This window comes from Pseudomonas sp. ICBG1301 (assembly GCF_016918385.1).
GTDB classification, from domain to species: domain Bacteria; phylum Pseudomonadota; class Gammaproteobacteria; order Pseudomonadales; family Pseudomonadaceae; genus Aquipseudomonas; species Aquipseudomonas palleroniana.
In genome coordinates, this window is record NZ_JAEKGB010000002.1 from 366,636 (window position 1) to 380,142 (window position 13,507).

Genomic DNA, 13,507 nt, shown 5'->3' on the forward strand with positions numbered 1-13,507 from the left:
ATTACCGCCACTCACACCGGCCCGGGCTACCCGCTCAAGGCTTTGAGCTGCGTGCCATACGGCGCGCTGCTGTGCTGCCTGGCAACCCTGGGAACCGCCCAGGCCGCACCCTATGTGGAAACCGGCAAGTTGGGCGACGCCGCCAGTTGGCGCAGCACTGAGTTCAAGGCTGACTGGGGCCTGGGCGCCATCCAGGCAGACACCGCGTACGCCGCCGGTTACACCGGCAAGGGCGTCAAGCTGGGGATTTTCGACCAGCCGGTGTATGCCCAGCACCCGGAATTCGCCAGCCCCGGCAAAGTGGTGACGATTGTCACCGAGGGCATCCGCCAGTACACCGACCCTTACATTCCGGTCAAGGCGGGCGACGCGTTCCGCTATGACGGCACACCGTCCCAGGACTCCAACGGCAAGTTGGGCAACCACGGCACTCACGTTGGCGGTATTGCCGCCGGCAACCGCGATGGCGGGCCGATGCACGGCGTAGCGTTCAACGCGCAGATCCTCAGCGCGGAAAACGGTGACCCAGGCCCCGAAGACGGCATCATCCTCGGCAACGACGGTGCGGTGTACAAGGCCGGTTGGGACGGGCTGGTGGCCAGCGGCGCACGCATCATCAACAACAGTTGGGGGATCGGCATCGGCGCGCAATATGCCAAGGGCGGTCGTGATCCGGCGTTCCCGAACTTCACGGTCAACGAAGCCCAGGCGCAGTTCAACAATATCCGGCCAATCCTCGGCACGCTGGCCGGCGGGGCTTATCAAGGGGCGATCGACGCCGCGCGCAGCGGCGTGCTGACCATTTTCGCCGCCGGTAACGACTACAACCGCAACAACCCGGATGCGATGTCGGGCCTGGCGTACTTTGTGCCGGAAATCGCGCCGAACTGGCTGTCGGTGGCGGCATTGCAGCAAAACCCGGACACCACCAGTGCCACGCCGTATGTGATCAGTACGTTCTCGTCGCGCTGTGGTTATGCGGCGAGTTTCTGCGTGTCGGCGCCGGGCACCAGGATCTTCAGTTCGATCATCAATGGCACCACGCTGGAAAACCTCACCACCGATTGGGCCAACAAGAACGGCACCTCGATGGCCGCGCCGCATGTGGCCGGCGCCGCAGCGGTGTTGATGGAACGCTTCCCGTACATGAGCGGCGAACAGGTCTCCACCGTGCTCAAAACCACCGCCACCGACCTGGGTGCGCCGGGTATCGATTCGCTGTATGGCTGGGGCATGATCAACCTGGGCAAGGCGGTCAACGGGCCGGGTATGTTCATCACGGCCGAGGACATTCCCGCCGAGTTCCGTATCGATGGCGCCTATGGCAGCGGGCAGTTTGTCGCCGACCTGCCGGGCGTGGGCGCCGTGGTGGACGCGGGCAAACCCACCCAGCGCCTGTGCACCGACGTGCATTGCGGGCGCGATGTGTGGAGCAATGACATCTCGGGCCACGGCGGCCTGACCAAGCAGGGCATCGGTACGCTGATATTGACCGGTACCAATACCTACAGCGGCCCGACCCTGGTCAACCAGGGTTTGCTGGCGATCAACGGTTCGGTGACCTCCGACGTCAGCGTCAGCCAGGGCGGTGTGGTGGGCGGCTCCGGGCGTATCGGCTCGCTGGCCGCGAAAAGCGGCGGCACCGTGGCGCCGGGCAATTCCATCGGCACCCTGAATGTGGCGGGCAATGTCACGTTTGACGCCGGTTCGACCTACGCGGTGGAGTTGTCGCCGACCAGCAGCGACCGGATCGTTGCCGGTGGCACGGCCACGCTCAATGGCGGCACCGTGACCCTGGCCCTGGAAAACAGCCCGACCTTGTTGAGCGCGGCACAGGCCGACAGCCTGATCGGGCGGCAGTACAACATCCTGCAGGCCGCCGGCGGTGTGACCGGCGCCTTTGGCGCGGTACTGCCCAACTACCTGTTTATCGGTGGCACCTTGAACTACGGCGCCACCGGTGTGCAGTTGGACGTGGCACGCACCAACAGCTTTGCCAGCGTCGCCGCCACGCCTAACCAACGTGCGGTGGCCGGCGCCGCCGAGCAATTGGGCGCGGGCAATGCGGTGTATGAAAGCCTGTTGCTGGCACCCAATGCCGCCTCGGCGCAAGGTGCCTTCCAGCAACTGACCGGCGAGATCTACCCGGCCCTGCAGAGCGCGCTGATCAACGACAGCCGCTATGTGCGCGAAGCCGTGGGCGAGCGCCTGCGCAACGGTGAGATGGGCTCGCGCAGCGATACCCTCGACAGCCGTGGCAACGTGTGGGTCAAGGCGTTGGGAGCGTGGGGCAAGACCGACAGCCGCAGCGACACGGCGGGCTACACCACGTCCATCGGCGGCATGCTAGCCGGGGTGGATGGTGCACTGGACGAGGCGACCCGCATCGGTCTGGTGGCCGGCTACAGCGATACCTCGCTGAACATGGGCAACGACACCCACAGTCGCGCCTCGGTCGACAGCTACCACTTGGGCGCTTATGCCGGGCATGAAATCGGCGCCTTGCGCCTGAGCGGCGGCGCGGCGTACAGCTGGCATCGCGCCGATGTGAAGCGTGACCTGCAATACGGCGACGTTTCCGGCAAGCAGAAAGCCAAGGTCGACGCCCGCAGCACCCAGGTGTTCGGTGAAGCGGCTTACCGCGTCAACCTGCAACCGTTGGCCCTGGAGCCGTTCGCCAACCTGGCCTACGTGCACCTGGACACCGATGGCTTTACCGAGAAGGGCGATGCCGCCGCACTCAAAGGCCGCGACGACAGCCGCGACGTCGTGCTGAGCACCTTGGGCGCACGTGCGTTGAAGACAATCAACCTCAACGATCACCAGGCGCTGGAAGTGTCCGGCACCCTGGGCTGGCAGCACAACCTGAGCCGCGTGGGGTCCGAGCAGTCCCTGGCCTTTGCCTCGGGCGGCCCGTCGTTTGCGGTGCAGAGCGCGCCGCTGGTGCGCGATGCGGCGCTGGTGGGCGCGCGGGTCAGCCTGGCGTTGACCAAGGATGCACGGGTGAACTTTGACTACAACGGCCTGCTGGCCAGCAAGGAGAACGTCCACGGCGTCGGCTTGAGCCTCGACTGGGCCTTCTGACCGTGTAGTGAGCGGGCTCGCCCTAATGCCTGTCAGTTAATCGACAGAGTGGACGATGGATAACCTGTGGGAGGGGGCTTGCTCCCGATGGACTGCGTAGCAGGCCCATTTTTGAGGCCGCTGCGCGGCCTATCGGGAGCAAGCCCCCTCCCACAGTGACCGCGTTACGCCTTAACTGACTGGCATTAGGGCTCGCCCCCCAGCGCGGGGCAAGCCCGCTCACTACATACGTTCGACATAGGACAAACGCTTTCTCGACAAATCCAACAACAGAGAGGCACTACCATGGGTATCTTTGACTATAAAAACCTCGGCACCGAGGGCTCCAAAGCGTTGTTTGCCGACGCCATGGCGATCACGCTGTATTCCTATCACAACCTGGATAACGGCTTTGCCGTGGGCTACCAGCACAACGGCTTTGGCCTCGGCCTGCCGGCCACACTGGTCACGGCGTTGCTGGGCAGTACGGATTCACAAGGCGTGATTCCGGGCATCCCCTGGAACCCTGACTCGGAAAAAGCCGCCCTTGAAGCCGTGCAAAAAGCCGGCTGGACGCCCATCAGCGCCGCGACCCTGGGCTACGAGGGCAAGGTCGACCAGCGGGGTACGTTCTTCGGGGAAAAGGCCGGCTATACCAGCGCCCAGGTCGAGGTGCTGGGCAAATACGATGACGCCGGCAAATTGCAGGAAATCGGTATCAGCTTTCGCGGCACCTCGGGGCCACGGGAGCACCTGATCAGTGACTCCATCGGCGATCTGATCAGCGATCTGCTGGCCGCCCTGGGGCCTAAGGATTATGCCAAGAACTATGCGGGCGAAGCGTTCGGCAACCTGCTCAAGAACGTGGCCGATTATGCCGGCGCCCATGGCCTGAGCGGCAAGGACGTGCTGGTCAGCGGCCACAGCCTGGGCGGGCTGGCGGTCAACAGCATGGCGGACCTGAGCAACAGCAAGTGGGCGGGCTTTTACCAGGACGCCAACTACGTGGCCTATGCGTCGCCCACCCAAAGCGCCGGCGACAAGGTGCTCAATGTCGGCTATGAGAACGACCCGGTCTTCCGCGCACTGGATGGCTCATCCTTCAACCTGTCGTCCCTGGGTGTGCACGACAAGCCGCATGAGTCGACCACCGACAACATCGTCAACTTCAACGATCACTACGCCTCCACCTTGTGGAATGTGCTGCCGTTCTCCATCGTCAACCTGCCGACCTGGCTATCCCACTTGCCGTTCGGCTATGGCGATGGCATGACGCGTATCCTCGAATCCGGCTTCTACGACCAGATGACCCGCGACTCGACGGTGATCGTCGCCAATCTGTCCGACCCGGCGCGGGCCAACACCTGGGTGCAGGACCTGAACCGCAATGCCGAGGCCCACAAGGGCAATACCTTCATCATCGGCAGCGACGGCAACGACCTGATCCAGGGTGGCAAGGGCGCGGACTTTATCGAAGGCGGCAAGGGCAATGACACGATCCGTGACAACAGCGGGCATAACACCTTCCTGTTCAGCGGCCACTTTGGCAACGATCGGGTGATTGGCTACCAGGTCACCGACAAGCTGGTGTTCAAGGATGTGGAGGGCAGCACCGACCTGCGTGATCACGCCAAGGTGGTCGGTGCGGACACGGTGCTCACCTTTGGCACCGACTCGGTGACCCTGGTCGGCGTGGGGCAGGGTGGGCTTTGGGCTGACGGCGTCAGCATCGGCTGATCAACGCCAATGGCGCTCCCGCCAGCCGTGATCCCAATGCGGCCGGTGGGAGTAGCCATAACCGTAGTAGGGGCGTGGAGAGTAATAGGGGCGTGGCCCGTAACCCCAATGCGCGTAATAGATCGGTGGGGGTGGGGGCTGTACCACGATCACCCGGGGTGCCTGGCGGATGATGATGGTGTCGGCAAAGGCGGGCGTACTCGCCAGGGCCGCCAGGGTCAAGGGAATGAGTAAAAGCGCGCGTACCGCTCGGGACATGCGTGCCATGGCCTTGGTTCTCCGTGCTGCCGCCCTCGAATGAAGGTGGCTTATCGGTTAAACGCAGCGGCGTGGAAAATCCTTCGCTAAATAAATCTTTAACTTCCCATCGCGACGGATCGGCCGGCGTGCGCGCGTTTAACGGTCAAGCGAGCTGTTTCGCGTGATCACGTGGGAGGAATCGAACATGTCCCGTTTACGATTGTTGCTGTGTGCCCTGGTCCTGCTGGGGTTGGGCGGGTGTGCGGTGTACCCGGCGTATCCGGCGCCGTGCTGTTATCGCCCGTACTACCACTCGTACTATTACCATCCCTACTATCACCCGTATTACCACCCGTACTACCGGTATTGACCGTGGCATGCCCCTTAACAAAAAGCCCCGCATTGGCGGGGCTTTTTACTGTCATTTTTCTTTGATGACGGTCGCCACATCCGCGGCTTTTACGCGTATGTGCTTGCCGGCGATGTCGGTGAACTCGTAGAAGCCGTCGGCTGTCTTGGCGTTGGGGACGTCCTTGGTCAAATACTGTGTGCCATTTTGCAATGTGACCACGGTTTGCGTCGCACACCCGGCCAACAGCACAAAAGACAGTGCAACCAGTGGCAGACCCAAATTCTTCATGTTCATAACCCTTACCCTTAACCCTGAAAAATCCCGTAGCCAGGGGCTGCGGGCCCTAAATGTTACGCCATCAACTGAGCTATCTGATCACTTTTATACAAAAAGTTGCGTGCGCCATTTATCTATTACCGATTGCAACAGCCGCTGGGTGGCGGCACTCTGTATGCATAACCAGTATTCGATCAGCGCGTGACATGGCCAACCCCCTCGACGATCCCCTGTATTACCTGCATAACTTCCGTCAAGTACTGCTGTGGCTGGGGCAGCGCTATGCCGATTTGCTCGATGCGCACGAAGTGCATTTTATTCAGCAGTTCGACAGCTTGCCGCAGGCGTCCCAGGCGCTGCTGGTGCGCATGGTGATGCGCAAGGGCGTGCATTTTCGGGCGAGCAAACTCAACTACCTGGAAATTGGCTGCACCCGCACGGCAGCGCAGGCACTGGTGCAGCAGGGTTGGGTCGATGATCAGTGCCCGCTTGGCTTTGAAGCGCTGTTCGCCGTCCTGCAGAAAGGCGAAATCCTCGCGGCCTTCAAGCCATGGATCGAGCAACCCAAGGCCAGGAAAACCGACTGGCTGGAAGGGTTGGCGGCGCGGTTTACCGAGCCCCGGCATTTTGCCCAATGGTGCCCGGACCTTGAAGACACCCTCTATAGCCTCACGGTGATGGACCTGTGCGACCGCCTGCGGCTGATGTTCTTCGGCAACCTGCATCAGGATTGGTCGGAGTTCGTGCTGGCGGACCTGGGCATCTACACCTACGAAAAGGTCGAGTTCTGTGCGCAGTCCCGTGGCTTGCGTCACCGTGATGACGTGCACGGTTTTCTGTTCCTGCATCAGTGCCAGCAAGCGTTTGAAGCGGGGCAGGCGCTGGACGTGGTACTCGCGCAAATCGCCACGTTTGCCACCGACAACCCCTGGCTGGAAAAGCGTCGCGCCAAGTTGTTGTTCCAGATCGGCCAGTATTGCGAACGCAGCGCCGAGCTGGACCTGGCGCAACGGATCTATCGCGAGTGCGCGCACCCCGGCGCGCGTTCGCGCCTGATCCGGGTACTGGAGCGCCAAGAGGACTATGCCCAGGCCATGGCCCTGGCGTGTGCGGCGCAACAGGCGCCGGAAAGCGCCGCCGAACAGCAACATCTGTTGCGCGTGCTGCCGCGTCTGCGCCGCAAGCTGGGGGAGCCGGCGCTGCCCAGGATCAAGCCCCGGGCCATCACCCGCCTGGACCTGGACTTGGCGCTGCCCGAACCGCTGATGTCGGTGGAGTATTGCGTGCAGGCCCATCTCAGCGAGCCGGATGCGCCGGTGCATTATGTCGAGAACGGGCTGATCAATTCGCTGTTCGGCCTGCTTTGCTGGGACGCGATCTTTGCGCCGTTGCCGGGGGCGTTTTTCCACCCGTTCCAGCGAGGGCCGGCGGATTTGCACAGCGAAGATTTTCATCAGCGTCGGGCACCGCTGTTCGCGGCCTGTTTCGAGCAGTTGCAAGATGAGCGCTACAAAACCAGCATCCGCCAGCGCTACGCAGACAAATGGGGTATCCAATCGCCTTTCGTGTTCTGGAACCTGCTCAGCGAAGCGCTGCTGGAGCAAGCCCTGGACTGTTTGCCCGCCGAGCACTTGCGCTATTGGTTTGAACGCTTGCTGCTGGACATCCGCGCCAACCGTAGCGGCATGCCGGACCTGATCCAGTTCTGGCCTGCCCGCAAAACCTACCGCATGATCGAGGTCAAGGGGCCGGGCGACCGCCTGCAAGACAACCAGCTGCGTTGGCTGGAGTTCTGCGGCGAGTACCAGATGCCGGTCACCGTCTGCTACGTGCGTTGGGCGCAACCGGCTTGAGCTACAGCGTCGCGGTACGCGCGTTGTGTGAGTTCACGGCCAAGGTCGGTGACCTGGACCTGCGCTTCACACCGTCACCCAGCGCCCAGGAAGGCATCGTCGGGCATCGCACGGTGGCTTCGCGGCGCAGCGCGCATTATCAAAACGAAGTCGCCCTCGAAGGCGAATATGCACAACTGAAGGTGCGGGGCAGGGCGGACGGCTATGACCCGGATGCCAATCGCCTGGAGGAAGTCAAAACCTATCGCGGCGACCTCGGCGCCCAGCCCGCCAACCATCGGCAATTGCATTGGGCCCAGGTCAAGGTCTACGGCTGGCTGATGTGCCGCAAGCTCGGCCTCGGCGAGATCGACCTGGCGCTGGTGTACTTCGACATCGTCGGCGAAGGCGAAACCCTGCTCAACCAGCGTTTCACCGCAGTGGAGCTGGAGCAGTTCTTCAACCAGCAATGTGCGCTGTTCCTTGGTTGGGCCGAGCGCGAGATGCAGCATCGCGACGCGCGTAACAGCGCCGCGCAACGCCTGGCGTTCCCGCATGCGGCCTTTCGCCCCGGCCAGCGCCCGTTGGCCGAGGCGGTATACAAGGCCGTGAGTACCGGGCGTTGCCTGATGGCCCAGGCGCCGACCGGCATCGGCAAGACCGTCGGCACGATTTTCCCGATGCTCAAGGCACTGGCGCCCCAGCAATTGGACAAGCTGTTCTTCCTCACGGCCAAGACCCCTGGGCGCAAACTCGCCCTGGACGCGGCGCAGGTGCTCTACGACAGCAGCCCCGATCTGCCGCTGCGCGTGCTCGAGCTGGTCGCGCGGGACAAGGCTTGCGAACACCCGGACAAAGCCTGTCATGGTGACGCCTGCCCATTGGCCAAAGGCTTTTACGACCGCCTGCCGGCCGCACGCAAGGCAGCGTCCCAGGTACGCCTGCTGGACCAGCGCAACCTGCGCGAGGTGGCGCTGGCCCACGAGGTCTGCCCGTATTACCTGAGCCAGGAAATGGCGCGCTGGAGCGACGTGGTGGTCGCAGACTACAACTATTATTTCGACTTTGGCGCCATGCTGTTCGGCCTGGCCCAGCTCAACCAATGGCGCGCCGCCGTGCTGGTGGACGAAGCCCATAACCTGGTGGAGCGCGCGCGTGCGATGTACAGCGCCAGCCTCGACTCCTATGCACTCAAGACCTTGCGCGACGTCGCCCCCGACCCCTTGAAAAAGCCTTTGCAGCGCCTCAACCGTGAGTGGAATGCGCTGCACAAGGACCAGCTCGCGCCGTACCAGGCGTATGCGAGCAAACCCGACAAACTGCTCCAGGCCCTGAGCCTGACCACCAGCGCCATGGGCGAGTACTTCAACGACCACCCCGAGGCGCTGTCCGGCGACCTGCAAGCGTTCTACTTCGAAGCGCTGCAATTTGCCAAGGTGGCCGAGTTGTTCGACGAACATTTTCTCTTCGATATCAGCAAGCGCCCGTTCGGCGGCAAACGCAGCGCTTCAACCCTGTGCCTGCGCAACCTGGTGCCCGCCGAATTCATCCGGCCCAGGCTGACGGCGGCCCGCAGCAGCGTGCTGTTTTCCGCGACCCTGAGCCCGCGTCACTATTACGCCGACCTGCTTGGCTTGCCGGCGGACACCGCCTGGATCGACGTGGAGTCACCGTTCAAGGCCGAGCAACTGCGCGTACGTATTGTTGATCAGATCTCCACACGGTTCGTGCACCGCCAGGCTTCGCTGGAGCCGATCGTCGAGTTGATTGCCCAGCAGTTCGCCGCGCAACCGGGCAACTACCTGGCGTTTTTCTCAAGCTTCGATTACCTGCAACAGGTGGCGCAGTTGATGGCCGAGCGGCACCCGCAGGTTGCGTTGTGGTTGCAGTCACGCGGCATGGCCGAGGCGCAGCGGCAGGCGTTTCTCGACCAATTCACCCAGCACAGCCAGGGGGTCGGCTTTGCCGTGCTGGGCGGTGCGTTTGGCGAAGGCATTGATTTACCCGGCGCGCGCTTGATCGGGGCATTTGTCGCGACCTTGGGGCTGCCGCAACTGAACCCGATCAACGAACAGATGAAAGCGCGCATGGGCGCTATCTTCGGCTCGGGCTACGACTACACCTATTTGTACCCCGGCCTGCAGAAAGTGGTGCAGGCGGCGGGGAGGGTGATCCGCAGCCAACAGGACCGAGGTGTGGTGATGTTGATCGATGACCGCTTTGGCGAGGCGCGGGTGCGCCAATTGTTGCCGCGTTGGTGGTTGATTGAGTGATGCCCAACCCAACCACCTGCGGACCACACGCGTGGCCGCGCCTCAGACGACTTCCAGGTAAGAGCTATGAATCGCCCGCGCCAACTCGCGCACGGTGTCGATGAACTCGGTCAGCCGGCTATGCAAGCCGTCTTCAAGGATTTCATCGATGCCGGTATAGCGCAGTCGCGCCTCGAACTCCGCCGCCAGGCGCTGCGCCGAGCGCCCGTAACTGCCGGGTAGGTCCGCCAGGATATGGCTCAGTTCCTCGATGCACGCATGCAACGAACGCGGTACATCGCTGCGCAATAGCAGCAACTGCGACACCGAGCGTGCGTTCAGCGCATTCGGGTACAACTCGGTGTACGCCTCGAACGACGACAACGCGCGCAGCAGCGCGCTCCACTGGTAATAACCGCGTGCCGACAGGTCGCTGACTTCTTCCGACTCTTCGCCAAACATCTCGTAGCGCGCATCCAGCAGGCGCAAGGTGTTGTCTGCGCGCTCGACAAAGGTGCCCAGGCGGATAAACCGATAGGCATCATTGCGCATGATGGTGCCCGAGGTCGCGCCTCGGAACAGGTGCGAGCGCTGCTTGACCCAGTCGCAGAAGTGGCTGATGCCGTGGCGTGCCAGGCCACCGGCGGCGATGCTGCGCATTTCCAGCCAGGTGGCGTTGAGGTTTTCCCACATGTCGGCGGTGATGCGCCCGCGTACCGCATGGGCATTGCCTCGGGCGGCGCGCAGGCAGTTGTAGATACTGGCGGGGTTTTCCGCGTCGAGGGCAAAGAAATGCAACATGCGCTCGGCGTCCAGGTGCTTATGGCGTTCGAGGTAGCTGTCCAGGGTGCCGCTGCTGAGCAACGACATCGCCAGTTCGTCCAGGCCATCGCTGCGCCCGGCCTGGGGCATCAACGACAGCGAGTAACTGACTTCCAGCATGCGCGCCAGGTTCTCGGCACGTTCCAGGTAGCGGGACATCCAGTACAGATCTGCGGCGGTTCTACTCAACATACTCAGTCCTCCACCACCCAGGTGTCTTTGGTTCCGCCGCCTTGCGACGAGTTGACGATCAGCGAACCTTCCTTCAACGCCACGCGGGTCAGGCCGCCGGGCACCAGGCGGGTTTCCTTGCCTGACAACACAAACGGTCGCAGGTCGATATGCCGAGGCGCGATACCGTTTTCGACAAAGGTGGGGCAGGTCGACAGGCTCAAGGTGGGCTGGGCGATGTAGGCGTGGGGGCGGGCCTTGATGCGTTGGCGGAAATCTTCGATCTCGGCGGCCGTCGAGGCCGGGCCCACCAGCATGCCGTAGCCGCCGGAGCCCTGGGTTTCCTTGACCACCAACTCGCCCAGGTTAGCCAGCACATGGGACAGTTCATCCGGCTTGCGGCACTGGAAGGTCGGCACGTTTTGCAGGATCGGTTCTTCGCTCAGGTAGAAGCGGATCATGTCCGGCACATAGGGGTAGATCGACTTGTCATCGGCCACCCCGGTGCCAATCGCATTGGCCAGCACCACGTTGCCCGCGCAGTACGCAGCGACCAGGCCAGGTACGCCCAGCATGGACTCCGGATTGAATGCCTGTGGGTCGAGGAACGCATCGTCGATACGCCGGTAAATCACATCCACGGCCTTGGGGCCGTCGGTGGTGCGCATGAACACCTTGAGGTCGTGCACGAACAGATCGGCGCCTTCGACCAGTTCCACGCCCATTTCCCGGGCAAGGAACGCGTGTTCGAAGAATGCGCTGTTGAAGCGCCCGGGCGTCAGTACCACCACATTGGGGTTGTCCAGGCGGCTGGAGCTTTTCAGGGTCTTGAGCAGCAGGTTGGGGTAGTGGTCCACCGGTGCAATGCGCTGCTTGGCGAAGACTTCCGGGAACAGGCGCATCATCATCTTGCGGTCTTCGAGCATGTAGCTCACGCCGCTGGGCGTGCGCAGGTTGTCTTCGAGCACGTAGTAGGTGCCATCGCCGTCGCGGACCAGGTCCACACCCGAAATGTGCGAGTAGAGGCCGCGGTGCAGGTCCAGGCCGACCATCGACTTCTGATACCCCTCGTTGCCCAGCACCTGGTCCGCCGGGATGATGCCGGCCTTGATGATGCGCTGGTCGTGGTAGATATCGGCAAGAAACAGGTTGAGGGCGTTGACCCGCTGAATGCAGCCGCGTTCGATCACGCTCCATTCACTGGCGGGGATGCTGCGCGGGATGATGTCAAAGGGGATCAGGCGTTCGGTACCTTGCTCGTCGCCATAGAGGGTGAAGGTGATCCCGGCGCGATGGAACAACAGGTCAGCTTCGCGACGCCTCTGGGCCAGCAGTTCCGGCGGCGTGTTGGCCAGCCAGCGTGAGAAGTCCTGATAGTGCGCACGGCACACGCCGTTTGCGTCATTCATTTCATCAAAGAAAGATCGAGCCATTCCAGTACCTTGTCAGTGCCGAGTGCAGATTGATGGCACTGCCGCTTCAAAAAACGCATTTTTTATAAGGCCGTGGCGCACAGTGCCAGCGGACCGGGTCCTTACTTTCTTATGGGGTCGGCTCTGGGTCGGGGGGTAACGAAAGCTCCTGCAGGTGAGCGCGGTAGTGGGTGATGAAAGGGTTAAGCAAAGCTTGTGCCTAAACCACCTGTAGTGAGCGAGCTTGCTCGCGCTGGGCTGCGCAGCGGCCCCAACAAAAACGGGAGCGCTGCGCACTCCAGCGCGAGCAAGCTCGCTCACTACAGGGGCAGGCGGTGCGCCAAATGGGTGCGTGACAATGTTTGAACTTCACCTTGCCGTGATTCTTCTAACGACACTCGACACCTTAATGGAGCACCGCCGTGCCCAGAATCATCTCGCCGGATACTCCCGAAGCGGCCCTGACCGATCACAGCGAACACAACGCCAAGATCTTTGGCTCGCCCAAGGACCGCCTGGATTTCTATCGCCGAGAGATCCAATACGAAACCAGCATCCTGGCCAACCGCACCGATGCTTACCTCTCCGCGCAGTCATTTCTGGTGATTGCGTTCGTCTCGGGCATGGGCAATCTCAATCCCGAGTGGGGCAAATTCTTCACGTTGGTGGTGCCGGTATTCCTCGCAGCCCTGGGCATCCTCAGTTCGTTGAACGCCTGGCCGGGTATCCGCGCCGCCTACGAAATCATCGACCATTGGCACTACAAGCAGAGCGAACTGCTGCGCAGCGAGCCGGTGATGGGGCTGGCGTATGACGACTCGCCGCTGTTCTGCGAAACGGAGTCATCGCACAAGGGCTATCGCAAGTCGCTGTTGTTTTCGATGCGTGCGCCCTGGTTGTTCATGGTGTTCTGGGTAGTGCTGGGCGCCTATGCGTTCTACATCCAGGTGGATAACCCGGTGTCTTGAATCCATTGAACTTCAGCGCCGGAAGCGTGACCTTAACTCTACCCGGCCGATATTTTCCAAGAGGTGCCCCATGAACCCACACCCACAACCTGCCACCGGTGCGGATGCCCCCAAGGACCCGACGCCGGCCAAAGACCCCAAGGCCAAGGAAAACGACTACAGTCCAGACTTCAAGCCCGAGCGCGAGCCCAAGCCTGAAACCGATGCCGATATCGATACCCAAGGCGGTTAGAGGGAACGGTCATGTCAAAAGAGCCTGATGAAGAACTCAACGACCCCGGCAATGAAGACCCGGGGTCGTTGATGGATGATGCACAAGTACCGCTCAAACCGTTGGATGAAGCGCCGCAGGCCGGCAATGCAGAGCCCCAGGATTGAGCCT

At 62.2% G+C, this 13,507-nt stretch carries 12 protein-coding genes; 8 read left to right on the forward strand and 4 right to left on the reverse strand.

Annotated elements, in window-relative coordinates:
* Positions 1–3,084 (forward strand): autotransporter serine protease, encoded by a 3,084-nt coding sequence (locus JBE38_RS05550; RefSeq protein WP_205344010.1) that lies wholly within the window; start codon positions 1–3, stop codon positions 3,082–3,084.
* A 285-nt stretch (positions 3,085–3,369) separates the two neighbouring features.
* Positions 3,370–4,800, forward strand: a complete 1,431-nt coding sequence (locus tag JBE38_RS05555) for a polyurethane esterase (RefSeq protein WP_205343785.1) — start codon at positions 3,370–3,372, stop codon at positions 4,798–4,800.
* On the opposite strand, the gene JBE38_RS05560 is transcribed toward JBE38_RS05555, so the two are convergent.
* Positions 4,801–5,067: a hypothetical protein gene (locus tag JBE38_RS05560; protein ID WP_081086958.1), complete on the reverse strand. Its 267-nt coding sequence runs from the start codon at positions 5,065–5,067 to the stop codon at positions 4,801–4,803.
* A gap of 178 nt (positions 5,068–5,245) precedes the next feature.
* Between JBE38_RS05560 and JBE38_RS05565 the strand changes: the two genes are divergently transcribed.
* Complete coding sequence (locus JBE38_RS05565) at positions 5,246–5,410, forward strand: hypothetical protein (protein WP_162843532.1); 165 nt, start codon at positions 5,246–5,248, stop codon at positions 5,408–5,410.
* Between the two features lie 51 nt (positions 5,411–5,461).
* On the opposite strand, the gene JBE38_RS05570 is transcribed toward JBE38_RS05565, so the two are convergent.
* Positions 5,462–5,686: a YgdI/YgdR family lipoprotein gene (locus tag JBE38_RS05570; protein ID WP_060753092.1), complete on the reverse strand. Its 225-nt coding sequence runs from the start codon at positions 5,684–5,686 to the stop codon at positions 5,462–5,464.
* Between the two features lie 188 nt (positions 5,687–5,874).
* Between JBE38_RS05570 and JBE38_RS05575 the strand changes: the two genes are divergently transcribed.
* Together JBE38_RS05575 and JBE38_RS05580 are read left to right on the forward strand one after the other, a co-directional pair.
* On the forward strand, positions 5,875–7,521 hold the full coding sequence (locus JBE38_RS05575; protein WP_205343791.1) for a VRR-NUC domain-containing protein: 1,647 nt from the start codon (positions 5,875–5,877) through the stop codon (positions 7,519–7,521).
* Complete coding sequence (locus JBE38_RS05580; protein ID WP_205343792.1) at positions 7,518–9,773, forward strand: ATP-dependent DNA helicase; 2,256 nt, start codon at positions 7,518–7,520, stop codon at positions 9,771–9,773. Before JBE38_RS05575 ends, JBE38_RS05580 begins: the two co-directional genes overlap by 4 nt.
* Positions 9,774–9,815: 42 nt before the next feature.
* Here JBE38_RS05580 and JBE38_RS05585 read toward each other — a convergent pair whose 3' ends face one another.
* Positions 9,816–10,766 carry an alpha-E domain-containing protein gene (locus JBE38_RS05585; RefSeq protein WP_060753090.1) on the reverse strand — a complete coding sequence of 317 codons (951 nt, stop codon included), beginning with the start codon at positions 10,764–10,766 and terminating at the stop codon, positions 9,816–9,818.
* A 2-nt stretch (positions 10,767–10,768) separates the two neighbouring features.
* Positions 10,769–12,178 (reverse strand): circularly permuted type 2 ATP-grasp protein, encoded by a 1,410-nt coding sequence (locus JBE38_RS05590; protein ID WP_090371131.1) that lies wholly within the window; start codon positions 12,176–12,178, stop codon positions 10,769–10,771.
* 401 nt (positions 12,179–12,579) lie between these two features.
* On the opposite strand from JBE38_RS05590, the gene JBE38_RS05595 reads away from it, so the two are divergent.
* The 3 genes from JBE38_RS05595 (at position 12,580) to JBE38_RS27800 (ending at position 13,503) form a co-directional block, all read left to right on the forward strand.
* On the forward strand, positions 12,580–13,125 hold the full coding sequence (locus JBE38_RS05595; protein ID WP_205343793.1) for a hypothetical protein: 546 nt from the start codon (positions 12,580–12,582) through the stop codon (positions 13,123–13,125).
* 70 nt (positions 13,126–13,195) lie between these two features.
* Complete coding sequence (locus JBE38_RS05600) at positions 13,196–13,357, forward strand: hypothetical protein (RefSeq protein ID WP_199777954.1); 162 nt, start codon at positions 13,196–13,198, stop codon at positions 13,355–13,357.
* Positions 13,358–13,368: 11 nt separating this feature from the next.
* The gene (locus JBE38_RS27800) at positions 13,369–13,503 is read left to right on the forward strand and encodes a hypothetical protein (protein ID WP_269819825.1); all 135 of its coding nucleotides are present in this window, start codon (positions 13,369–13,371) and stop codon (positions 13,501–13,503) included.
* Positions 13,504–13,507 lie beyond the last annotated feature (4 nt).